Annotated in this window: 23 protein-coding genes; 10 read left to right on the top strand and 13 right to left on the bottom strand. The window is 37.7% G+C overall.

The genetic code is table 11. The features are described 5' to 3' along the window. Nucleotides 1-545 precede the first annotated feature (545 nt). The 5 genes from C8N37_RS18045 (at nt 546) to C8N37_RS18025 (ending at nt 4,732) form a co-directional block, all read left to right on the top strand. Nucleotides 546-1,928 (top strand): type III PLP-dependent enzyme domain-containing protein, encoded by a 1,383-nt coding sequence (locus C8N37_RS18045; RefSeq protein ID WP_108160211.1) that lies wholly within the window; start codon nt 546-548, stop codon nt 1,926-1,928. Between the two features lie 108 nt (nt 1,929-2,036). Continuing rightward, nucleotides 2,037-2,486, top strand: coding sequence for a hypothetical protein (locus C8N37_RS18040; protein ID WP_146171104.1), 450 nt, complete (start codon nt 2,037-2,039; stop codon nt 2,484-2,486). Nucleotides 2,487-2,621: 135 nt separating this feature from the next. Continuing rightward, the gene (locus C8N37_RS18035; RefSeq protein ID WP_108160209.1) at nt 2,622-3,023 is read left to right on the top strand and encodes a hypothetical protein; all 402 of its coding nucleotides are present in this window, start codon (nt 2,622-2,624) and stop codon (nt 3,021-3,023) included. A 433-nt stretch (nt 3,024-3,456) separates the two neighbouring features. Beyond that, nucleotides 3,457-3,957: an RNA polymerase sigma factor gene (locus C8N37_RS18030; RefSeq protein ID WP_108160208.1), complete on the top strand. Its 501-nt coding sequence runs from the start codon at nt 3,457-3,459 to the stop codon at nt 3,955-3,957. Nucleotides 3,958-4,312: 355 nt separating this feature from the next. Continuing rightward, nucleotides 4,313-4,732: a nuclear transport factor 2 family protein gene (locus C8N37_RS18025; RefSeq protein ID WP_108160207.1), complete on the top strand. Its 420-nt coding sequence runs from the start codon at nt 4,313-4,315 to the stop codon at nt 4,730-4,732. A 45-nt stretch (nt 4,733-4,777) separates the two neighbouring features. On the opposite strand, the gene C8N37_RS18020 is transcribed toward C8N37_RS18025, so the two are convergent. Further along, nucleotides 4,778-6,220 carry an SDR family oxidoreductase gene (locus C8N37_RS18020; RefSeq protein WP_108160206.1) on the bottom strand — a complete coding sequence of 481 codons (1,443 nt, stop codon included), beginning with the start codon at nt 6,218-6,220 and terminating at the stop codon, nt 4,778-4,780. 1,007 nt (nt 6,221-7,227) lie between these two features. Here C8N37_RS18020 and C8N37_RS18015 point away from each other — a divergent pair. The 4 genes from C8N37_RS18015 (at nt 7,228) to C8N37_RS18000 (ending at nt 10,747) form a co-directional block, all read left to right on the top strand. Further along, nucleotides 7,228-8,739 (top strand): PAS domain-containing sensor histidine kinase, encoded by a 1,512-nt coding sequence (locus C8N37_RS18015; RefSeq protein ID WP_244914469.1) that lies wholly within the window; start codon nt 7,228-7,230, stop codon nt 8,737-8,739. Continuing rightward, on the top strand, nt 8,732-9,097 hold the full coding sequence (locus C8N37_RS18010) for a response regulator (protein WP_108160204.1): 366 nt from the start codon (nt 8,732-8,734) through the stop codon (nt 9,095-9,097). The genes C8N37_RS18015 and C8N37_RS18010 overlap by 8 nt, the downstream gene beginning before the upstream one ends. A 256-nt stretch (nt 9,098-9,353) precedes the next feature. Further along, nucleotides 9,354-9,539, top strand: coding sequence for a hypothetical protein (locus tag C8N37_RS18005; protein ID WP_108160203.1), 186 nt, complete (start codon nt 9,354-9,356; stop codon nt 9,537-9,539). Between the two features lie 611 nt (nt 9,540-10,150). Further along, nucleotides 10,151-10,747, top strand: a complete 597-nt coding sequence (locus C8N37_RS18000) for a methyltransferase domain-containing protein (RefSeq protein WP_108160202.1) — start codon at nt 10,151-10,153, stop codon at nt 10,745-10,747. 15 nt (nt 10,748-10,762) lie between these two features. Here the strand turns inward: C8N37_RS18000 and C8N37_RS17995 are convergent, their stop codons facing one another. From C8N37_RS17995 to C8N37_RS17985, 3 genes are all read right to left on the bottom strand, one after another. After that, entirely contained in the window at nt 10,763-11,482 is a 720-nt protein-coding gene (locus C8N37_RS17995) for a YoaK family protein (RefSeq protein WP_108160201.1), read from the bottom strand. A 283-nt stretch (nt 11,483-11,765) separates the two neighbouring features. Continuing rightward, the gene (locus tag C8N37_RS17990) at nt 11,766-12,122 is read right to left on the bottom strand and encodes a response regulator (protein WP_108160200.1); all 357 of its coding nucleotides are present in this window, start codon (nt 12,120-12,122) and stop codon (nt 11,766-11,768) included. Between the two features lie 245 nt (nt 12,123-12,367). After that, nucleotides 12,368-13,672 (bottom strand): Gfo/Idh/MocA family protein, encoded by a 1,305-nt coding sequence (locus C8N37_RS17985; protein ID WP_108160199.1) that lies wholly within the window; start codon nt 13,670-13,672, stop codon nt 12,368-12,370. 591 nt (nt 13,673-14,263) lie between these two features. Here C8N37_RS17985 and C8N37_RS17980 point away from each other — a divergent pair. Then, nucleotides 14,264-15,400: a cysteine desulfurase family protein gene (locus C8N37_RS17980; protein ID WP_108160198.1), complete on the top strand. Its 1,137-nt coding sequence runs from the start codon at nt 14,264-14,266 to the stop codon at nt 15,398-15,400. 10 nt (nt 15,401-15,410) lie between these two features. On the opposite strand, the gene moaCB is transcribed toward C8N37_RS17980, so the two are convergent. The 9 genes from moaCB to C8N37_RS17935 all read right to left on the bottom strand — a co-directional run bounded on the left by moaCB (nt 15,411) and on the right by C8N37_RS17935 (nt 25,083). After that, nucleotides 15,411-16,325 carry a bifunctional molybdenum cofactor biosynthesis protein MoaC/MoaB gene (gene moaCB, locus C8N37_RS17975; protein WP_108160197.1) on the bottom strand — a complete coding sequence of 305 codons (915 nt, stop codon included), beginning with the start codon at nt 16,323-16,325 and terminating at the stop codon, nt 15,411-15,413. A gap of 1 nt (nt 16,326) precedes the next feature. Further along, entirely contained in the window at nt 16,327-16,755 is a 429-nt protein-coding gene (locus C8N37_RS17970; protein WP_108160196.1) for a molybdenum cofactor biosynthesis protein MoaE, read from the bottom strand. Further along, a complete protein-coding gene (locus tag C8N37_RS17965; RefSeq protein WP_108160195.1) occupies nt 16,756-17,865 on the bottom strand; it encodes a HesA/MoeB/ThiF family protein in 1,110 nt (369 codons plus the stop codon). 1 nt (nt 17,866) lies between these two features. Continuing rightward, on the bottom strand, nt 17,867-18,097 hold the full coding sequence (locus C8N37_RS17960) for a MoaD/ThiS family protein (RefSeq protein WP_108160194.1): 231 nt from the start codon (nt 18,095-18,097) through the stop codon (nt 17,867-17,869). Between the two features lie 91 nt (nt 18,098-18,188). Beyond that, a complete protein-coding gene (locus C8N37_RS17955; protein WP_108160193.1) occupies nt 18,189-18,923 on the bottom strand; it encodes a sulfite exporter TauE/SafE family protein in 735 nt (244 codons plus the stop codon). A 6-nt stretch (nt 18,924-18,929) separates the two neighbouring features. Beyond that, nucleotides 18,930-20,696 carry an NTP transferase domain-containing protein gene (locus tag C8N37_RS17950; protein WP_108160192.1) on the bottom strand — a complete coding sequence of 589 codons (1,767 nt, stop codon included), beginning with the start codon at nt 20,694-20,696 and terminating at the stop codon, nt 18,930-18,932. Then, nucleotides 20,696-21,676: a GTP 3',8-cyclase MoaA gene (gene moaA, locus C8N37_RS17945; protein ID WP_108160191.1), complete on the bottom strand. Its 981-nt coding sequence runs from the start codon at nt 21,674-21,676 to the stop codon at nt 20,696-20,698. Before moaA ends, C8N37_RS17950 begins: the two co-directional genes overlap by 1 nt. An 8-nt stretch (nt 21,677-21,684) precedes the next feature. Beyond that, entirely contained in the window at nt 21,685-22,815 is a 1,131-nt protein-coding gene (locus tag C8N37_RS17940) for an XdhC family protein (RefSeq protein WP_108160190.1), read from the bottom strand. A 60-nt stretch (nt 22,816-22,875) separates the two neighbouring features. Next, nucleotides 22,876-25,083, bottom strand: a complete 2,208-nt coding sequence (locus C8N37_RS17935) for a xanthine dehydrogenase family protein molybdopterin-binding subunit (protein ID WP_108160189.1) — start codon at nt 25,081-25,083, stop codon at nt 22,876-22,878. Nucleotides 25,084-25,089: the final 6 nt, after the last annotated feature.

Raw genomic sequence — 25,089 nt, 5'->3', positions numbered from 1 at the left:
ATCGCTAAGATACTACATTGTTTAGATTTATTCCAAATAATATAGATTATAAATCAAATACTCGTAAAAGTAATACATCCTATTAATTCAATATCACTAAACAATTTGCAAACAGCAAATTTATGCTCATGAATCAAATTTGACCTCAAACAGGTAATAAAAAGGTGAGGTATTCAGACATTATAATCAAAAAAGAATCGCTACAGATTTAATGTCTGTAGCGATATAAATAGATCTTTTCTATAATGGTTTTGGTATTATCAAATCGCACAAGATCTTACAGTATCATGTTAAATCTTATTTCAGGCAAAGATAATTATTTTTTTCACACTAATAGGAATTTTATATTATATATTTGATAATTATAATAAAGTGATTCCTTAAATCTATCTCACTTGGCTTTAGAAGACATAAATAGATTTCATACTATACCATCAAGGTCAAGAGCACACCCTCGAAAAATACTATTTATTATACATTTACTACCTTAATCTAACGTAACTATAATGATATATTCGCATTATTTTTAAAACAAGAATTGGTGAATGAAAGAACAACCATTGATCCAGGAGGTGATTGATCTACCTGATGACTTCGATATAAAAGATTTTAAATTATTTTATAGAGATATTGACTTACTTAGGCTATCAAAAGAAAATGGAACCCCTTTACGATTTACTTTTCTTCCCGACATTGAAGAAAAAATAAAGGAGATGAAATTTTATTTTAAGGCAGCCATACAAAAAACTGACTACCAGGGTACATATACATACTATTACTGTACAAAAAGTTCTCATTTTAAGCATGTTCTTGAGAAAGCTATTCAATCCCATATTGGTATTGAAATATCATCGGCATATGATATCGATTTAATCAAATCTTTGATTGAAGATGCCATTGTAAAACGGGGTACAAAGATCATTTGTAATGGTTATAAGACACCTGAATATCTCACTGGAATTTCATCTTTGATACAGCAAGACTATTGTTCAGTAATGCCTATCATCGATAGTAAAAGTGAACTTTTCCATTATCTTGAAAACATAAGCACGAGGACTTGTTTAACTATTGGAATGAGAATAAACCTGACATTTTTAAAATCCTATAATCAAAAGTCAAGGTTTGGACTATCACCCGAAGATATCATTAATCACTACCAGCATGATATCAAAACAAACAATCAAGTGTCGCTCACCACACTACATTTCTTTAATGAAAAAGGATTGGATACTGGCCATGAATACTGGGATGTGTTAGAAGAAGTTGTTCGGTTTTACTGCCGATTGAAAAGACTAAATCCCCGACTGAGCACTTTAGATATCGGAGGTGGTATGCCATTTAGAAGTTCATTAAGTGAAACCTTGGACCTATCGCTTTTAGTTCTACATCTGGTATCAACCATTAAAAACATCTGTGCAGAAGAATGCGTCCAAGAGCCAGATATTATGACCGAATTCGGTAAATGTACGGTAGCAGAGGCCACAGCTACTATTTTTAAAATAAATGAAAAAAAACCAGGAAACCGTCTAGATTGGGCTATTATTGATGGTTCTTTTATTACCCATCTCCCAGATACATGGGCTATTCAACAACAGTATCCCGTATTTGCTATCAATAATTTAAAGGAAAATAATAAACCATACTTGCTTGGCGGATTAACATGTGACAGTTCGGATTATTATCCTAATACTAGACGTAATGAATATATAATGCTGCCAGATACTGATCATGAACAGTATATCATCTTTCTACATACTGGTGCATATCAAGAAGCTCTCAGTGGTTTTGGAGGGGCTAATCATTGTCTTATTCCTTCCCCAAAACATATCATCATTGATCGAGATGATCACCATGATCTACAATATACTGTCTTTTCTGATAAACAAACGAGTGATCATCTTTTAAAAATTTTGGGTTATCGTAAGTAATCAAAACGACGACGTACTAATTCATTTATTTCAGGTATTTATTGGAACAACTATTACAGCACGTTGTCTGTTCTTTCTATACATTGATTAATTTAAAAAAGGACAGTTATGATGAAACAACAAAAAAATACCACTACAAGAGGACTAGGTTTTATTGTTGCAGTAATATTGGAAAATGCCGATCAATCACAGACCAACAATCCTGATGGTGCGCCAAAAAATCCGAATGATTTGCGCGAGCAAAAACAATCAGAAAATCCTGCTGAAAATCCTGATCCAGAATTAGAAGATCCAAATTTTGTACCAGAGGATGATGATGCACAATCCAATGGACAAGAATCTACAAAAAATACTTCAAACAATAGCGATTTAGATACAGAAGATCCAGTGGAATTTCCCGATGAAGATCAAGATGAAATAGATCAAGGTGAGCCCCAAGAAGAACTTCCAATTGAAGAAAATGATGATCTCACAAGAGAAGAGCCCGTTGAATTGCCTGAGCAAGAGGATATCGATGAAGTAGAAATTGATGATAAAGATGATCTTGAATTGGAATAACACAACAATTATTAAGGTAATTAAGTAATTATTAAAATTACAGCATTCCCTATTCTAATTAGGTCGTTAAATAAGTGACAAACACGCTAGCAGAACCTACTCTTTATCTTAAATTCCATTCCCTAAAATCAAAATATGATCACAATTGAAAAAAGCAACGCAAAAAACAGACTAGGTCTGATCATTTACGTAATATTAGAAAATAGTAACTCGATCGTTCCAAAACAAAATAATTTATCGGAACAAGATTACGGATCTGAAAATCAATTACAAGATTCTAGACAATATGATCCGCTTCAAGAAGTTGGCAATGCGGAACATGAATCAATAGAACGAGAAAATCAAGAAGATGGCTTAATCGATCGAGTAGATCCAGACAGTGATAAATTAAATCCCGAGGAGGATGAATTAGAAATAGACAATCCAAAGGAAGATCTGTTAGAGGGTGATCCTGAGGAAGAAGTTTTTGACGATGACGATCGCGACATCGAAGAAGATGGTCTTGAAGAAGAAGACAATGATGGCAATTTCTTATAGAAGAACCACTATCTTGATTTAGATATTAATCTAAAAAAAGGAATGCAAGTCAATTTGCATTCCTTTTTTTATTTCCTTGCTAGTTCTGATTCCCTAAATGGTCACGCATTCTTACAACTTAAGTTTTTACCCTTATATTTTTCTAGAAACATGATTTAGAGCAATCATATGCCTATGTATCATTAAAGCAATAATGAAGGCTCCTGCAGCATACGATATAAATACCTGTTTTAAAAATTATAGCGATCTAAAAAATGCTTGAAATTTAAATAAACTCATGGATAAAATGAAAATAAGACTATTTACATACAAATGCCTGGAACGAATTTATACGTATAGTTAGAAAACAAACAATATAGCACATTCACTATCAAACTATTACAAAGATTTAAGCGTTATTAAATGTACTACTCATCATAACAGGGAGGTAAGTATGGAAAATGCAAACTTAAATGTCTTATTTAAAGAAAAAAGGCAATTATTGAACCATTTCGCTAGTCAATTTACGTCTGATTACGATGAAAAGGAAGATTTGATTCAAGAAACTCTTATAAGAGCACTTAAATCAGTGCATAGTTTTATCAATGATCCTAAACTAATGACCTGGTTATATGTGATTATGAAAAACATTTATATCAATCAATATCGAAGAGAACGACGTAAGCATATGATATATGAAGATTGTATCCATACTGATCATTTCGATACCACATCCTTCAATTCAAATGAATACAAAATGATTCATGATGATATCCAAAAAGCTTTAAATAGCATTCCAGTTGAAAATGCGGAGATCTTCCGTTTACACTTAGACGGTTATAAGTATCACGAGATTGCAGAAACCTTTAATCTTCCAGAGGGAACAGTTAAATCCCGTATTCATTTGACACGTAAAGTTTTACAACAAAAATTAAAAATGTACCAATCATCATAGTACAGGGTATAGTTTTGTGAGTTTATATCCAGTCTTCATTAGTTTCAAATCGATAATTCCTATGTGATTTAGCTGGAGTTGATGAGGTACGTGAAAAAAACACACTTTCATATCAAGCCCATAATGACAGAAAGAGTCTATAATGATGTAATGAGTGATGGATGCGCAAATCTTTATAAGAATGCCATAATTATGGCATTAATCAACTTTTATTTGGACTTTTTTAAAGATACAACACGACTATAAATTTTAAAATTGTACTTTACCATCATATTTCGAGCAAGAAGAGTCGCACAACTCCTTTATATTACTTTCAATGCAGTTTAAAAACAATAATTGTTAAATCCAATCCATTATGATGAAGTTATTCTTAAGTCTATTCAGTTTAGTATGTTTATCAAATCAATTATTAGGACAGGTAAATAATAAAGAAAATGAAATTAGAAAGCTAGAAAAAGATTGGACAATTCTTTTGGATAAAAATGATACAACAGCATTAAAATCAATATGGACAGAAAAGTATGTCGTCAACAATGCGATGGGTAAGATCGTCGGTGTTCAAGATATATTAGCCCTTATGAAAAGTGGTCATGTCTTTCCAAAAGTTGACCGGAGTATTGAAAAAATTACTTTCCAAGATGATTTAGCTATTGTCATGGGGAGTGAAAAAGAGTATGCTAAAGACGGGAAAGTGAAAAACAGACGATTTACGAATGTATGGATTGAAAAAAAAGACGGCTGGAAGCTGATCGCCAGACAAGCGACCGGTAATTAAATTTCATTTGATAGATGCTATGAGAAGACTTTTAAGGAAGAAGTCTTATGACTTGTTCTTATGAGTACCTTTAACAATATTCTTCATCATTCCTTTAAAAATAAAGGAATGAAAAGGTAATACAGCATACCAGTACAACCTACCAGAAATACCCAGTGGACGGAAAGTGGCTGTTTGGATAAAAACATTATTTTTATCAATTTTAAACTCCAACCATGCCTCACCTGGTAATTTCATCTCAGCATATAACAACAATCTACGATCCTTCTTATCGGCTAAAATTACTCTCCAAAAATCAATGACACTACCTGTAGACAAGGTCTCTGAATTTGTCCTTCCCCGTTGCAGTCCAACACCCCCTACTAACTTATCCAGAAATCCACGGATCCCCCATAACCAGTCTGCATAATACCATCCAGTTTTTCCACCGATCGACCAGATATGTTTTAATACAATATCGGGATCTGCCACTTCCATAGATCTGATGTCCTTAAAGCATCCATCTTGCGGAACTTCTATCAGTTTTACAAATTGATCTGGATATCTTTCGATATTCATTGCCTCTCGCCAACTCGATATAACCTGATTCTGTTCGATTTTTCCAAAAGCCAATTGAATAGCCACTTCGTAGCTCATGGGTTGAATATTAATTTTTTCTTGAAGATCGTTGGGTTGTGCTATAACATCTACGCGCATACTCTCAACCAAACTACTAGCAAGCGGATAAGAAGTAGAAGTCACAAAATAAAGCCAGTAAGAAGAAAGCTTCGGAGTCATGACAGGTACTGTAAATATCCACCTTTTAAGCGCCCTAGCATGCGCAAACCGAAGAAGCATATCTTTATAGCTCAATACTTCCGGTCCACCAATATCATAAGCCTTGTTAAATGTATATTCCTGCATCATCACCCCATCTAAAAAACTGAGTACATCACGAATTCCTATAGGTTGGCATTTGGTCATCAACCACTTTGGTGCAATCATAATGGGCAGCTTTTCTACCAAATCCCGTATGATTTCGAAACTCGCACTACCCGAACCTACGATAATACCTGCCCGTAAAGTCGTGACAGCATAATGATTGGAATGCAATCTTTCTTCCACGTTCAGACGAGATTGTAAGTGCTTCGAGAGCTGCTTACTATTGACGATACCACTTAAGAAAATAACCTGTTTAACACTTGTTTGTTCCATACAAGCTTTAAAATGATCAGCAACAAGAAGTTCAGTTTCTGTAAAATCATTTTCTGAAGATGACATAGAGTGCATGAGATAATAAGCAACATCAATATCCTGCGGAATATGATTCAGAAAATCCTTCTTTAAAAAGTCTACTTCTATCACCTCAAAATCAAACCCCTCATATTTGCTTTTATCAAAACGATTCTGATCACGCACGCAGCAGACCACCTGATGCTTCTTTTCAAGTAATACTGGAAGCAATCGCTGTGCGATATAACCTGTAGCACCCGTTAACAATATCTTCATATCTTCAAAATTTCTTGTTCGTCAATACTACTTCACCCTAGCTCAAAAACATCTATTCCAAAATAGTTCGTCGCCACTAATAAATAACGTCATTACAGTTTAAACAATAAAATGTTATATAATGTGTGATCCATGTTGACTTTATTTTTTAACATCCACCAGACACAGTAATTATATTTGGCATAACAGATAATGATCATGTGTCACGAAGTGATCGAGCCAGTACTTCCATATCATAAGATTCTTCATGAATTTTGAGTTACCTAAAGACTTCAAACATCAAAAAATGTTCCGAGACAGCATACTGTATCATTTTTTTATTACTATCGACCTATTCCAATATTTATAAACGTCCATCCAAAGAGTACTGGTACCAGCAATAAGAAGATAGATGATCAATTGAACATAACTCAAAGATGTCAAACTAAAGAAGTTCGAGACAGGTTCAGCGAAAAGCATCAAAAAAAGTATTCCAAGGTAATACAGGTAATCTAGTAGATTAAACTATTTTTATACTTAAAAGTTTCATATAGATATTAACATTATTATTATTTCAAAGAAAACCAGATTAAATATTATAGCAACGAATTCTGGAAATTTAATGTGATCCTATTCTAAATTTTTTTCATTTCCCAATTTATTTTCATACCGTCAAATACGTTTCTATTCAGAATTTCTACGGGTATTAGCGACTGCAATACGCTATATAAATAAAAGAAATACGGTTATGCACATCATGTAATTTAGCTGATTACAGCCTATTATTTTAATAAAAAAATGATAACAAACTGTATTACAGTAATAATAAAAATAAATATAATATCAAATATAAGGCGTAATAACGACTCTGAAGCCAATGATTGAAGATGCCAATGATCACGAATTTAAAAATTACTTTAACTCATTTATTTGAAAAGGCATAATATTTGTAAAATCACCATACAGATATTAAGTTTTAAAGATGAAGTTATGATTAGAAATGACTTCACACCATGAAATTAAAGTATATGATAAATGAAAATCTCGATATATATCTCCAGGCGTTAAACTCGGCAAACTCCGGTATTATCATCACCGATAATTTGCAACCTGATAATCCAATCATCTATTGCAACAGCGCATTTGAAAAAATATCAGGTTATTCAACTGATGAAATAATCGGTCATAACTGTCGCTTTTTACAAGCTCAGGACAGATCACAAGCTGAAAGACAATTACTCAAAGACAGTATAAGAGAGGGAAAAGAGTGTAAGGTTGAAATTAGAAATTACCGAAAAAACGGCCAATTGTTTTGGAATGAATTATTGATCTCACCTGTCAAAAATGAGGAAGGATTAGTCACCCACTTTATCGGTGTGCAGCACGATGTAACGGAGCGAAAAAGAGTCGAATATGAATTGCGTGAAGAAAAAACTTATATAGAAGAAAAAGTACGAGAACGCACGAAGGAGATTATGGTAAAAGAAGCTTTCTTATCCAGTATTATTCAAACGGTAAGAGAGAGCTTATTGGTGTTAGACTCAAATTACGTAGTATTAAGCGCCAATAATCATTTCCTAAGCACATTTAAAGTCACCCAGGAAGAAACCGTTGGTAAAGTCCTTTTCGAGCTAGGAAACCATCAATGGGATATCGATCCTTTAAAGGATCTTTTAACAAAGATATTGCCCACCAACAACCCAGTTACTGATTACGAAGTCGAACATCATTTTCAACACATCGGAAAAAAAGTAATGTTACTCAATGCATATCGAATAGAGCTGGAAGGACAATATAAAGACCGGATATTAATCGCAATAGAAGATATCACAGAAAAAAAAGAATTAGACCGTCGGAAAGATGATTTTCTCTCTATAGCAAGCCACGAATTAAAAACTCCACTTACCACCATAAAAAGTCTTATACAACTTCTTCAGCGTATGGACCCCGCTAAAAATCCAGAAAAGTTTACAACTTCTCTTGATAAGGTTTCTGTGTATATTGAAAAACTAAATAAGCTTATTTCTAAGTTATTGGATACATCAAAGATTCATTCTGGAAATATCGAATTGCATATGGAACCTTTTGAAATTGATAAAACCGTACAAGATGCAATTGACAACCTATCGGTAGCTATACCAGGACATCATATCTCCTTCTCAGGTTGTACAAATGCCACTGTGATTGGAGACGAAATGCAAATATTACAGGTCATTAATAATTTAATTTCCAATGCGATCAAGTATGCTCCTGGATCAAAAAATGTAGAAGTTTATATCAACAATGTAGGAAATTTTGTTAAAATTTCAGTTAAAGATTATGGTATGGGTATCAATCACCAAGATAAGATCAAAATATTTGAAAGATTTTTTAGAGCAAGCGATATTCAAAAAAAATATCCAGGTCTAGGAATAGGCTTATATGTATCTCATGAAATTGTGGTCAACCATAAAGGAACCTTATGGGTCGAAAGTGAGATCGGTGAAGGGTCGACATTTAATTTTACATTACCAATCATGAAAAATAATAACTATGGATAGTAAGAAAATAATGATTTGTGATGATGATCAGGGAATACTTGATGTACTTCAAATGTTACTTGAATTAGAGGGCTATGAAGTTTTACCTCAGCTTAATAGTATTCACGTGATTAAAGAAATCATGATTCACTCCCCAGACGTCCTATTATTGGACCTATGGATGCCCGTATTGTCGGGTGATCAGATACTAAAAGCAATCCGTAGTACCCCAGAAATAAAACAACTACCTGTAATCGTTTTATCAGCAAGTGGAGATGGCAACAAGATTGCTATGGAAGTCGGAGCAGATGGCTTTATAGCCAAACCTTTTGATCTTGATGATATCCTATTGAAAATCAACAGCTTACTACCAAACTAATGGTAATAAGCTGTTATTATAATTAGCGCATGGATCAGTCATGATCGGCTCTATCTAATTAGATCATACTTTTACTAAAATCATATTAGCCCAAATTAAAACTTTCCGTTCGTTCGTAGGTTATATAAATAGATCATCATTAATTCCAAAATTACACATCTAATATAAAATTATTGAAGAACAAAAATAAATCTGGTTTTACAATTTTTCAGCAAAGCCAGCAAAGCCTCTTGTTATATAACATAAAATATAAAAAATGAATGTAAAACGCGTTTTCGGCACCGTACTCACTATTTTGGGTATTATTGCTTTAATTTATACTGGATATGAATTAATCAATAAAAGCACTGCATATACCACTTTTATCGTAGTAGGTATCATTGGGCTAATCTTTTTTTTCTCGGGCATAGGACTCGTCAAAAATACAAAAGACGAATCTTAATCTGATCTTTCCTAATTGATAAACAGTTACAAGAATATGGCCCTACCCGTCCCAGAGGTATTCGATCTTTTAAATACTGATCTTCATCATTCGTCCCATTAAACAAGTTATAGATATGCCCCAATAAGTTAGATACTTATTGGGGCATTTTTTAAGAATGATGATTACCTATCCCATCACTATTATTTTCATAAGCATGATCCCTGATGCTAAAGGTTAATTTTGAGCGGAGCACTGTAGATATCTTGATCTCTTCCTATTCGAGAGGACATAAGCTTGCAGATAGACTTCCCGTATTTCTTCTATTTCGATCAATAGAAACTTACGGAAAACCTTTCTCAATCCTTAAATTTCATTTTAAATTGTTAGAGTAAAAATATATTATCGTAATTTAGTAAAATTAAATATCGACGATGGAGCATCCAAGAGATCCAAAGCATGTCAATCGATAAATTTCACCATATGAAAATCAGCGAAAAGCAGTATATAGATAAATCCTGAATCACTAAGCATCCGCTTACATTGAAAATTTCATGATCAATAGCACAAAAAATAAATAAAAGAATCCATCCCTTTATTACACTTTCATATTAACAATAAACAAAAAACAAATGATTTTTAAAGCTTTGAGATCAGATGTAAATGTTGATGATAGTACATTTAACGATTTATACCCCTCTAACATAAAAAAATTAGCACAACGACATTGGACTCCTGTCGATGTTGCGAAGATGGCAGCCAATTATTTAGTTCAGCATCCCAACGATAAGGTTTTAGATATAGGCGCCGGTGCAGGCAAATTTTGTCTTGTTGGAGCATGTTGTACCGAAGGTAGATTTTATGGCGTTGAACAGCGAGAATCGCTCGTTGAAATCTCCAATGAAATCGCCCAAAAACATCATATTGATAACGTAGAATTTATTCATGCCAACATTGATCAAATCTCTTTTGCAGATTATGATGCATTTTATTTTTACAATTCTTTCTATGAAAATATGGATAGCTCTTGCCCTATAGACCATACTGTCATACCCGACAAAGAGCTCTATTATTCATATACCGAATACCTGAGAAAACAACTCAAACAACTACCTATTGGTACTCGTATAGTATCTTATTGGAGTGGATGGGAAGAAATTCCCACTAGTTTTGAACTGGACCAAACGGCATGTAGTGGAATGCTCAACTTTTGGAAAAAAATTAGTTAATCTATATTTGCATACTTACTGATGATTACCTTGATGTTTTCTTCTGAATCTATAATAACCCAACAGCATGCGGTCATAATAAAGTGCTACCAATAAGATGAAGATAGGTAGACACAATGTTCTTCGATCAAACCAACCATACATCAATGCACCCATAATTCCTCCAAAGAAAAATCCGCCAATAATGATTGCTTTGAGTACGATAGCACGTTTCAGACGCTTCCGTTCATGGCTTTTTTTATAGAAAATCATTTGCGATAATTCTATTCCTAGATCAGTAAACAATCCCGTTAGATGAGTAGTACGCACTACTGAACCTGATATTTTTGTTACCAACGCATTCTGCAAGCCCATCGCGACCAATAGCACACAGGAAAGCCCAACAGCATGATCATATGATGAAAAAGCAACTAATGCAAGAAGAAAAATTTCAATCAAGAGCGGTAGCATATATGAAAAATGAACCGAACCTCTAGAAGTCATCTCCATCGTGGTGTTGGCTAGAAATGCACCAAGAAAAAAAGAAAGGACATAGATCATGCTTAAGAAAGCCAATCCGTAGTTATTCGAAAAAAGTTCTTCCGAAAAAAAGGCAAAATGTCCAGTTACATTAGTTGTCAAAGTTTTAAAAGAAAGGACACCTACAATATTGACCACGCCAGCCACAAACGACAATAATGCCGCCAATTGAACATTGTGGACAAAAGTACGTCCCCTATCTCGATGCCTAAACATAATGATGTATCCAAATATAATGAAAATGAAATTTTGCCTTTCCTTAGTGCTAGGAGTACAGCACTTTATCCAGATCAACGAAAAGTAAAAGCTCTATTCCGATCTCCAAAGCTACATTTTTTATAGACCAAACCTAAAACTCATCTACTTATTTGATTTACAACACTATAGGGCTATATAACTAAAAAAATTAATCATTTAGCTCCGGCGATGATTGAATGGATTCCTGTAGGAGCATCAACATATATGGCTTCATTTTGAATCAATAGAAACCATTTCGTAGTTAAGAATTTTTTTTAACCACATCAACCATGTGATCCAAATCAAACGGCTTTTCGATATAATCATCTGCTTTGCATGCTTTTGCTGTTTGAGGTAAGTCATAAGATGTAGATGTTAAGACAGCAGCTATATCCTCGGTTTCTGCATCACTTTTGAGCTCCTCAATTATTTTAGATCCTTTCTTACTTCCCCGGATATGCTCATCGACGACCACAACATCAGGATCGATCTCATCAATAATTTCAATAGGCTCAGTTGACAATGATGAAGTAACCTCAAAACCTTCATCGGTCAATACTTCATCCATGATATCTAGGATATCTTCATCATCCTGAATAAGAACAACTTTCTTTTTCATACTACTACCGATTTTGAAACAAATATAAAGTTATAAATCAATATTCTAAAACCCATCTAAACAAAATAAAAATCTACATAAAAAACTGATAACTAAATAAATACAGAGGTTAATTTTGATTTCATCTAAATATTGTCCTGTAGTACACAAACAAAAAAAATCATTAAATAAGGAAAACTGTAGACAAATCCCTTACTTAATGATTTTTGATGTGCCACTGCCACCCTTACGCCAATAACTTAAACCTAAACTTTTGGCAAACGATAGCCATTGTGGTAAGGCGCTGAAATTAATTGATCAGCCTCAGCATCACTAAATGACCAAGTATCTGGATTCCAATAAATTTTCTTTCCCGTACGGTATGCAATGTTCCCCATCTGTGAAAAAATAGCAATTTCGGCACCTGCTTTTACAGGACAATTTAAAACTGATGAATCTCTACTTTTAACTGCTTCAATAAAATTAACGGCATGCAAGTCCAATCCATCATCGACCGCACGTTGAAAGGCAACCCCTTCCATCCGACCCTTTTCAGGGATGATCTCCCAACCATTGCGATTCAGTACCAAAGTGCCGTTGTTTCCAATAAAAGCAACACCATGATCTTTTCCATAAGGACCTCCGTCAATACCAGTAGCATGCTCCCATTGGATATTAAATCCCTCAAATTCATACACGGTAGTCAAGGTATCGGGAGTCTGTGCAGCATCCTGCGGATAAGCAAATTTTCCACCAGAAGCCATGATTGAAATCGGCTTAGATGCTTTCATTCCTAATAGCGCATAGTCGAGCATATGAACACCCCAGTCCGTCATTAATCCGCCAGCATAATCCCAGTACCATCTAAAATCAAAATGAAATCGATTCGGATTAAAAGGTTGTTTCTTTGCAGGGCCTAACCACATATCATAATTGACACCAGCAGGGACCGCCGCATCGGGTTTAACGGGAATACTTTTCATCCATCCTTGATATGCCCATGCTTTTACCAATCGTATTTTGCCTAGCTTCCCAGAGTGAACAAAAGCGACAGCATCACGAAAATGCTGCTGACTACGCTGCCACTGTCCTACTTGTACAATCGATTTATTTTGCTCTACTGCAGCCACCATCGCCCGGCATTCTGCGATCGAATTGCCCAATGGCTTTTCAACATAAACATCTTTTCCTGCCTGACATGCTTCTATCATCTGTAAACAATGCCAGTGATCAGGAGTACCGATAACGACCACATCTACGTCCTTACTTTTTAATACATCACGATAGTCCGTATAGCCCTTAGCTTTAATCCCCCTTCCTTCAAGTTCTTTTATCCGCTTCTGTAAGACATTGTTATCAACATCACAAAGTGCTGTGCAGATCACATCAGGGTGCTTTAATAGCGCATTTAAATCAGACCATCCCATACCATTGATACCAATGGCGGCAATACGGATTTTTCGATCAGCACCTACAGCCGCATATAGCTTGGGAAATATAGCGGTCAATCCAGCCACAGTAACAACAGCTGTTGAGTTTTTGATAAATTTTCTTCTTGATGTTTTATTCATAATCGTTTATAGTTTGTTCGTTTATTTTTGGTTTTCGAACGAGAGCACAAAGGTCTGTGCATCAGTTCAATTTATATGTCTTATTGACATTTAATATATAAAGAACCGTATTTTATTTAACAAAAACAAAAAATAATAACGAAACTGCAGTGGATCAACCTTGTGGGCTATATCCCACCATAAAAGATCAGCATAGTTAAGACAGCAACTCAATAATGTTTACCGGAATATGAATTTATTTGAAAATCAACTTCTTAAAGATGTGCACCTTATGAACATCCAAGACAGCGACGATGGATTCATTTTCGTTCATTAGAATGGTTTCGATCAATGTTTATATGTAGTAATGACATAACCGTATATCTCGATCATTTATTCAAAGCGACGATCCATCCGTTTAATCCATACATTTCATACAAAGGATTATAATCAAAATGAATCTTATTTTTAAATGTGTATATTTTTAAACCATGGTGTAGATTTTGAGGATGAGATCAGTAATCAGGATAAGGAAATTAGTAAAATGGTCAACATAAATGGGTCCAAAAGGAACATTTTGAGACAATCCTATCAATTTAATTCAGTACATTTATGGATATGCAATCATCTATCGTATATTTAGATTATAACGCCACCACACCACTTGATGATCGGGTATTAGAACGCATGTTGCCCTACTTTAAGCAACAATATGCCAATCCTAGCAGTCCACATCTATTTGGTATGCAGGTGCTCGAAGAAATAGAATTTGCCCAAGAAGATCTCGCGTATTTGATCGGTTGTCGAGCTACAGACCTGATCTTTACATCCGGTGCCACGGAAGCCATTAATATGGCGATCAAGGGTATTCCAGAGGATCATCGCAAACATATTATATGTGCCGCGACTGAGCATAATGCCGTATTAGCATGCTGCCGTTATCTCGCCACTACTGGATATCGAGTCACCTATCTTCCCGTAGACCGAGATGGTATGATTGATTTAGAAATGCTACAGGAAAGCATCACATGTGATACCAAACTCGTCTGTATCATGCTTGTAAATAATGAAACAGGAGTGATTCAAGACATACAGGCAATTGCAGATATCACCCATCAGGCTGGAGCCTGGCTACTATGCGATGCAACTCAGGCTGTAGGAAAGATTCCGATAGACGTCAAAAAAATGGGGATCGATGTTATGCCACTCTCCGCGCATAAATTTTACGGTCCCAAAGGCATTGGGGCATTATACACTAATCCTGATCTAAAAAGTTTAAGACCATTGATACACGGCGGACAGCAGCAAGGTGGCATTAGGAGTGGTACCCTAAATGTACCTGGGATCATTGGTCTGGGCGCAGCTGCATCAATCGCTAAAAAAGAAATGGAACTTGAAAAAATAAAGATCAGCAAACTCCGCGAATTCCTTGAAAAATCATTATTGGAAATAGATGGCGTTTTTGTAAATGGTCATCTAGAAAAGCGCATATACAATACTACAAATGTATGTATCCCTGATATTCAGTCACAGGAAATGATATTGGCACTCGGAAATATTGCTGTTTCCAGTGGCTCAGCATGCTCCTCTGTCACAAATAAACCTTCTCCAGTATTAAAAGCAATGGGACTAGACGATCACCATAACCGCTCAGCCATACGTTTGAGTTTAGGACGATTTACATCAGCCGATGACATCGATTATGCCCTTGAAAGAATCAAAAAAATCATAACCAAATTTCGCGGTTGATGATCCTCTACTATCCATGTCCCTGATTATCTTTCACTGGAAAAACATGCAAGATTTGGGGAAATAAGGCCCTCATACTTTCCTTGACTCCATTTGTAGATCCTGGCAGTGTCAACACCAACATATTGCCTGCAAATCCAGCTACAGCTCTCGACAACATCGCAGTCTTTACAAATTGTTGACCATATTGTCTAGCGACCTCCATCACACCGGGCAACTGTTTGGTCAAAAATGGTAACACTGCATCTGGAGTAACATCCCTGTTAGAAACACCCGTCCCACCGGTATAGATCAGCATATCGACACCAAGTCCTTGAGCGGCATTTAATTGATCCTGGATAGCATCCACTTCATCCGGGACAACGTCCAATTTGACTACCTCCACATCGTGTTCCTCCAATAGCTCTTTCAAAATTAAACCAGATCGATCCTGTTTTTCTCCTGAATAAACCGAATCACTGCACACGACCACTACTGCCCGAATTTTTCGGTTCTCAGCCAAATGTACCTGGTCACTTTTTCCTCCAGATTTATGCAATAAACGTATGGAACCTATTTCGACATTTTTATCTATAGGCTTCAGCATATCGTAAAGCACCAAAGCAGCCACCGAAGCACCATGCATCGCTTCAACCTCCACCCCCGTTTTGTATATCGTATGGACGGTTACCGAAATCACAATGGTAAGCCCTTCAATCTCAAAATCAACCGCTGCGTATTCGATGGGCAACGGATGACAATCAGGAATGAGATCACTCGTCTTTTTTATGGCCAATAAAGTCGCTGCTCGTGCAAACTCATAAACATTACCTTTAGGGACTTGCCCATTTTTTATGGCATCAACAGTCCGGCCATTGGAAGTCACCACAACTGCTGTTGCGATCGCTTTACGCAGCGTATAGGATTTATGTGTAATATCTACCATCTTAATTGTTTTTTTTCCACTGATGCGTATCGTCTTCGAATATTTCTTTACCCCAGATAGGAAGTTCTTTTTTGATCTGCTCCACAATTTCCTGACAAGCCTGTTGTGCATCTTTACGATGTCTGGAAGAGACAAATACAAATAGACAAAGCTCTCCGGTATGGACTTTACCTAAACTATGGTATACATGCATACAGATTAACCTATATTTTGTAAAAAGTACTTCTCTTATCGTAGCCATTTTTTTTAGTGCCATCTCTTCATAGGCCGTATATTCAATGGCGGCTACAGCTCGGCCCTCCACCTCATCTGCCCTAATCTGACCCAGAAACAATTCGTGCGCACCAATATCCGTTTTACTACTGTGATTTGCTATACTTTTCGCAATATCATCTGGTGATATCGCGCCTTGAACAAATATATTTTTCATCTATTCTGGTTTATTATTATTTAAGTAGCGTATGATTCCGCCAATCAGGTGACTTATTCTTCTGGTGTTTCCAAAATGCATCTTCAATTGCTGAGCAGCATGTATGCTACGTTTTCCGCTCTGGCACACCACAATAATATGTGAAGCCCGTACTTCATCCATACGAGCATATAAGACCGACAATGGGATTCCCTGATCAGCCATTGGAAAAGCAGGCTCTTCATCTGACTCTCGTATATCGATGATACTGACATCACTATCGGAGCGATAGACTTCTATTTCATGGGGTTGAATACCTGATATATCCTCATCTAGAAGTCGGGCATGATCAACGTGCTCTTTTATCCCTAAAGTAGTAATACCCATATTTTCAACCTGTACAGGTGCATCATCTGTAATTTCTACAATCATGGATTGATAATTCAAGACATTAAAAGTCATCAACTTATTGATCAAAGGCTCCCCGATACCCGTAATTAATTTAATCACTTCTGTAGCTTGCATCAAACCGATAATACCTGGAAGAACACCTAAAACACCATTTTCTATACAATTTGGTGCTTCTTCAGCAGTAGGTACTACCGGAAATAAATCCCGATAATTGCATGCCATTCCCTGATCATTCTCCACATTAAATATCGCGATTTGCCCTTCATACTGATAGATAGCAGCAAAAACCAGTGGCTTTTGTAAGATCACACAACAATCATTGATAACATAGCGTACCGCAAAGTTATCGGTACAGTCTACGATAATATCATATTGTTGTATAATTAGATCTGCCTGATTTTGATCCAGTTGGACCGGATGTTCGATGATCTTGACATCTGGATTGATTGCCCTTAATTGTTGTGCAGCGACCTGACACTTTAAGAGTCCCACATGATCGGTACGATACAAAGTCTGCCGTTGTAGGTTGCTGAGCTGGATGGTATCAAAATCCACAATACCAATGCACCCTACTCCCCCTGCTGTCAGGTATTGTAATACAGGACAGCCCAATCCGCCAGCCCCGATCACCAGTACCTTAGCAGCAGCAAGTTTTTCCTGTGCCAAATGACCAAAACCAGGCAAGCTATAGTGCCTTTCATAACGTGCTTTCCATTGCATATCAACCTCCCGAATAAGGCGGTAAAAGCGCTACCGTATCCTGATCCTGCAGCAATACCACATCCTTCCTAATTTTACCGTTCACAGCCAGTGCTATTTTACGATCCCCAAGCGATGGAAACTGCTGTACTAGCGTATCCAGCACCATTTTAGTATCTACCGCCTCCATCAAAAATTCCTTTTCCATAATCTCCGCCAAAGGTCCAAATGCAAGTATTTTAATTTTTTTCATCTTATTTATAAAATATTAATATTAATCGCTCACATCCAATTGTATTCCAAAAATAGATACCTATCCAGGATACGTATCATCTAGGATTCACTTATGCCGATGTAAAGAGCAATTTGTAGGCCGCCATTAATAAAACAGTTGCCAAAATGTATTTGAGTACCTCCTGATTAAATTTCTTGGATCCCATATATGCGCCCATAAGACCACCAGAAAATGCAATGACAATATATAAAATCATATTAGAACTTAACGAAATTCCCTGTGTCAGCATCCCACCCAATCCGGCAAGTGAATTAACAAAAATAAAAGCTGCACTGATAGCTGCAGTTTGCTTTTGATTGGTCCACAAGAGCAAAATCAAAATAGGAGAAAGAATAATTCCGCCACCTATTCCGATCATTCCAGAGAGTAATCCAATAATAGCCCCCAATAGGACAGATATCCACTTTACTGGTGCCACCAAGCGATCGTCTGGTACCTGCTTAAAAAAGAAAAAACGAATTATAGGAAGCAACAACAAGATACCCAATATGGTTTTATAAAGATGGTCATCGATGGATAACATGCCTCCTAAAAATGCAAAAGGTATCGAAGCTAGTGCAATGGGGATAAAAATATCTTTTTTAAAATGCTTTCCCCTATAATATTGAATAAAAGAAGTGAGGGAAACAAATAAATTTAAAAATAGCGCAGTTGGCTTCATTTCTTGAGGGGCAACGCCATATAAAGCCATCAGTGCCAGATATCCACTCGCTCCACCATGTCCAACCGATGCATACAAAAATGCGACGGCAAATAAGATAATATAAAAAAAATCGGTCTCCATGGTCCATTAAGGCAATAAAATGATTTGAACTTCTTCACCCGCCTGCACACCTGGAGATTCTTCCTGGAGCACAAGCAAACAGTTGGCATGTGCATACGACTGCAATCGATACGATTCCTGTGCCTGTAAGGGCAGCACCCGACCTTCATCATCGATATAAGCCTTAATAAAATGCGTCAAGCCTGTATTTTTATAATAATCTGCTGTTGTTATGGCTGTTTTTGTCAAAAGTGACTCAGGACGCTGCATCATCTGATCGAGAGCAGGCAAAACATACAAATAAAAGCAAGTCAATGCTGATGAAGGATTACCAGGCAATCCAAATACCAGCTGCTTACCCTTAGTCCCGAAAAATAGTGGTTTACCAGGTTTTTGTTTTACTTGATGAAAATGCGGTACGACAGATTGTGCAACAGCAGTCTGAACAACAAAGTCATAATCACCTACGCTCACCCCTCCTACCAATAAAATCAAATCGCAATCCTGCAGTGCTGCTGTCAATACTGCTTCCAGCTTTTTAGGATCATCTGGAGCATGATAGCGTTGCACCTTCTTTATTCCTGCTTGCTGAAGAGCTGCCCGAAGCTGAAGTGAATTAGATTCATAAACCTGACCAAAATTGAGTGATTTGCCCAATTCCTGCAATTCATCACCTGTCACGATAATACCTACTGTTGGACCATCATAGACCAGTACCTCTTGACATCCTATTCCCCCCAAAAATCCAATGGCAGCAGGTGTAAGCAGATGACCTGCGCCTAAAGCCAATGCACCTTGCTGTGCCTCACTCCCTTTTTGACGCACATGCATACCAATGGTAAGCTGATCGTCTTTAATAGTCAGTTTATCATCCTCGCGAAAGACTTTTTCCTGCATCACAACGGTATCTGCTCCTTCAGGTAACGGTGCTCCCGTAAACACACGAACTGCTTGTCCGAAGGTTAATGTTACACGAGCCTGTCTTCCAGCACGCATCTCTCCTACGATTTCTAGTGTATCCATACGATCCGCATATCTGATCGCATAACCATCCATCGACGACTGTCTGAAATTAGGAATATCACACGTAGAAACAATAGATTCTGCCAGCACATATCCGTTAACATCAGTCAGACTTTTACAGCTGATGTAGTCATGGGTTGCATATTTCCTGATGATTGCTTGCGCCTCGGAAACAGTCACCAGTTTTTGACTCAAGTGTATCATATCTTCAGGCGTATCGATATCAATAGCACCCTGTTCGAAACCAACGGTTGCCAGGTCATCCAAGTGCTGCCCCACAATTTTTTTCGCACCCTGATCACCTTGTAACGATAGCAGCAATTCAAAATAAGGATGCGTAAATAAAACAGGGACACCGATGGTACCTGCATAAGTCGAGGCAACTATACCCTTTCCAGTTTTAGATTGCAGCTTATCTAATTGGCTAAAATTTTGTCCCGATAGATGAGGTTGATCACTTACAGTAACGATACAGTTCGTCACCATACTGTTCTCTGCGATTAACTGCGTCATCCCCTTACGGATAGAAGAAGCCATGCCCGTTGACCAGTCCGCATTATAGCAAATGCTAACGTCTCGATCAGCTAGTGTTTCAGCGATCGCTTGAGCTTCGGCACCAACAACGACAATAACAGCAGCAGGATGACAGGACAATGCTTCTTGTACGATATGCAACAATAACGTTTGACCCTGATAATGCAGCAGCTGTTTTGCAGTTCCCAAACGAGAGGAATTGCCGGCAGCCAAAATTATAATTCCAGTATTATTCATTATCCTCCAATAGTTATCATACTTCTATTTTCAAGTTGATCGGTATCTATTTGCGTAAAATCTTCCTTCAACTGCCCTCCTAAAGCAAATGCTTTTGCTTCAATATTGGCTTTTATCAAAGGCAATATGGGTTTTCCCAAACGGAGAGCAGTTAACAAATCCGTTTCGGCAGTCGAGAATAAACAATTTTTCAATTTACCATCTGCAGTCAATCGAATGCGATTGCATCCACTACAAAAAGGTTCACTCATCGTACTGATCACTGCGATAGAACCGCGATGACCTGAAATGCGAAAATGCTTCGCCGTATCATGAATACTCCCCTCCTGTTCCTCCATGGCATACCGACTTTGAATCACTGTTTTTATCTCTTGCAACGTAAATACCTGATTGCTTGTCCACTTATTGCCACTAAAGGGCATAAATTCGATAAATCTAACTTCCAATGGCATAGTTTCAGTAAGCGCCACAAAATCCACTATTTCGTCATCATTTAAACCTTTCATGATGACCACATTCAATTTACAAGTGATCCCACTTTTCAATAGCAGATCAGTATTGGACCGAACTTGATGAAATAGATTTCTTCCAGTTATTTTATGAAATTTTTCAGGCTTTAGCGTGTCCAGACTAATATTGATACTACTGAAATTCGCCGCTTTGATCATGGGCAATAAAGTATCCACGCGTACTCCATTTGTTGTACAGGTAAGTTCAACAGGTAACGTTGCCAAACCCGCCAAAATTTGATCAGCATCTTTCCGTACAAATGGCTCTCCACCAGTCAACCGTATTTTTGTAATCCCCTGGGCAATAAAGGTATGAGCAATAGTAAGTATTTCGTCTGGTTGCATCAGCTTAGCATGAGGCGCAAATGCATATTCTTCTTCAGGCATACAGTAAAAACAACGCAAGTTGCAATTATCTGTAAGCGAGATCCGAAGATAAGTATGTTGGCGGCCAAATTTATCGAATAGCATAGTATATATTATAGTGTAGAGATATCATGGTGCATTTTTTCTGTTCGGTCTCGAAGAAAATTTCCTGAACGCTGGTGCAGAAAGGCTTTTATCTCTGCAAGTATAGCGAGTGCAATCGCTGCAGAAGTTTGGGCTCCGATATCAAGGCCAACAGGACCATGCAATTTTGCCTGTGCAGCGGTGTCGATCACAATCCCTTCCTCTTGCATTTCAGTTACAACACGCTGAAAACGCTTTTTAGGACCTAATAAACCAATATATGAACAGGAGGTATTGACAAGCTGCTTCAATATTGTTTTATCATAATCGTAATTGTGGGACATCAATACCGCAACAGTATAATGGTCGATATCCACTTGATGAACAACATCAGTAGCTGACGATACGATCACCCGTTTAGCCATTTTAAATCGATCTGCAGTCGCATGGCTGGCACGGCCGTCAATCACAGTCACTTCAAAACCGATGATGGCAGCCATCTCAGCGACAGGTTGCACGTCATTTCCAGCACCAATAATCAACAGATGTACCGTGGGTAAATGATATTCCAGTAAAAGTTCATACTTCACCTGATCATGTTCCAAAACAGTCCTTAATGTTTCCTTATTATGATTCACTTGCGCCATCAAGGGTTTCAGGTTTGCGCAAGAGATACTGATATGTGGGTTGCTGATCGTCTCCTTTTCAAGCTGGATGCAGCAGGTTCCCTGTTGTTGAGCATTCCGGTCAAATGAAAAGACAGTCGTAACGATCGCTGGTACTCGTTGGTGAAGTAATTTCTCCAATAATGCGATGGGGTGATAGGGATCTGTTGAATCAATATATTCAAACAAGATATGCACAATTCCATTACATCCGAGTTGGATACCGATATGTTGATCTGACTCATGGGTCGTATCGTAAGTCACCAATTTATTGCTTTGTTGGTGAAGCGCCAATAGCGCTCTTCGGAGTGCATCTCCTTCTAGACAGCCACCACTGATGGCTCCCGTCATCTCCCCATATTCCGAAACAAGCATCCGTGCTCCCGGCATCCGATAAGACGACCCTTCCACTTTAACCACTGTCGCTAATACGGTACGAATTTGTTCCTGTTCTGCTTTCCGATAGGCTGCGATAATATCCCCCAATTCACTCATCTTTTACACCTCAATTTTGAATGCTATATATTAATTATAAAACCCTAGTAACCATCGTACTTAACTTAGTATCTGATCTGCTGTGATGGGCAGATCACGTAGCCGCTTTCCTGTCGCATGATATATGGCATTTGCGATTGCTGCCGCAGTACCAATAATCCCGACCTCACCCAGACCCTTTGCTCCTGTAGGATTAATATGAGGGTCCGGTTTACCGATAAAACTCACATCAATGATTGGGGCATCAGCATTGACTGGAAAATGGTAACCAGCCAAATCATCACCAATAAGTCCACCAAATCTATGATCAAAGCGTCTTTCTTCCATCAAAGCCATTCCAATCCCTCCTACTGCAGCACCTGACATCTGATTAGCAGCGGCCTTTTCATTCACTATTTTACCTCCATCAGCAACACAGATCAATTTATCAATCTTCACTTTTCCAGTTTTTATGTTGACTCTAACTTGGCAAAAATGAGCAGCAGAAGAGCAGAAAGCATATTTCTTGCGTTCCTCCCCTGGTGCGGATGTCGCCTCCACCACTACAGTATCTAATTTATTAGTCTTCCAGAGATCGCTGTAGGAGACCTTTACAGTCGGTTCATGAGCTAACGAAATTCCTGTTTCAGACAATACAATTGATTCTTCAGGCGCGTCTTTAAATTTAAGGTTCGTTACTGCAGCATATTCAGCAAGTTTTAATTTTAGCAGATTGACCGCATCAACTACTGCACCACTCACAGATGACATTCCTGTACTTCCACCTTGACTTGGTGCAGGTGGTAAATTGGAGTTACCCAATTCAATCGTAATTTTGTTTCTAGGAATCCCTGTCAGCTCGTGCGCTATATTTTTCATACCCGTACCTGTACCCGTTCCGATATCAGTCATAGCCGTTTGTACGATAATCTGACCGTTCGACATCATTTTAATGGCGGCACTAGTTTTATTTCTTCCTGCATTCCACATCCCAACAGACATTCCATAACCAACATGCCAGTCCCCTTCCCGCATGGCATTAGGTGCAGCATTTCGATTTTTCCATCCGATCCGTTTCGCACCTTCTGTCATACAATCCAGCAGGTAGTTGGATGACCATGGCAGCTTATTGTCAGGATGATGTGTTGCAGCAATATTTTTAGATCGTACATCTAGCGGATCCATTTTCAGTTTATAACTCAGTTCGTCAATCGCACACTCGATCGCAAAATCTCCCGTACAGTCACCTGGTCCACGCATCCACGTAGCCGCATTTATATTTAAAGGTACTAGAGCATCTTCGGTTTTTAGGTGGTCAAAGTTGTAGATCAATCGGGTCACTCGGGTGATCTGATCAGAAAAACGTTCGTAGAGCGAAGTTTCGTTTTTGGCTTGATGATGAATACCCAAAAACTTGCCAGAGAGGTCTGCACCCAACTTGATTCTTTGCCATGAGGCAGGCCGGTATCCTGTTCCGATAAACATTTGGGGGCGGGTCAGCATGAGTTTTACAGGCCTTTTAACCTGTTTAGCACCCATAATCGCAGCCAGCACATGAGGCCATACGCGAAGTCCAGAACCGAAGCCTCCGCCAACAAATTCGCTCATCACTTCTATATGCTCCTTTTTCAGGTTAAATAAAGGTGCAATGACCTGTTGAACATTATTTACGCCCTGCGTCTTGTCATATAGCATGAGATGATCTTCACTGGTCCATTGGGCGATCGTAGCATGCATTTCCATCGGATGGTGTACTTCAGGCTTGATGTTATACTCTTCTTGGACGACAACAGCTGCATCGCTCCATGCATCCAATTTTCCCCGCTCTTTCCCTGCTTCTTTCATAGGCACTGCCCCATAGCTAGATTCAAAATCGACATTAAATGGAGCCGTCTCATACTCCACTTCTACCAGAGAAGCTGCATACGTGGCATCTTCAAGTGTTTCCGCTATGACCAATATGATGGGTTGCCCTTTAAAGTAAATGGTATCCGTATGAAAGATCGGAAGCCCAAAGCGTGAGGCTTTGATCATCGCCTCGCTCGCAAATCCAGGGACTTCAGGTTTTTGTAAATGGGAAACAAAACCGATGACCGATTTGACTTGTTTTGCTTTTGTCAAATCCATATTTTTGATCTTTCCACTAGCAATGGTACTACCTATCAAAACCGCATAACACATGCCATCTAATTTATATTCTGCAGCGTATTTACCTTTTCCGGTAACTTTATCCAACGCTTCAACGCGCCCTTCTCGCGGTGGTTGATGTTGTTGTTCGAAGTATCTCATGCTTAC

Source organism: Sphingobacterium faecium, from assembly GCF_003054045.1.
GTDB lineage: Bacteria > Bacteroidota > Bacteroidia > Sphingobacteriales > Sphingobacteriaceae > Sphingobacterium > Sphingobacterium faecium.
This window is presented reverse-complemented; position numbering and strand designations above follow the sequence as displayed.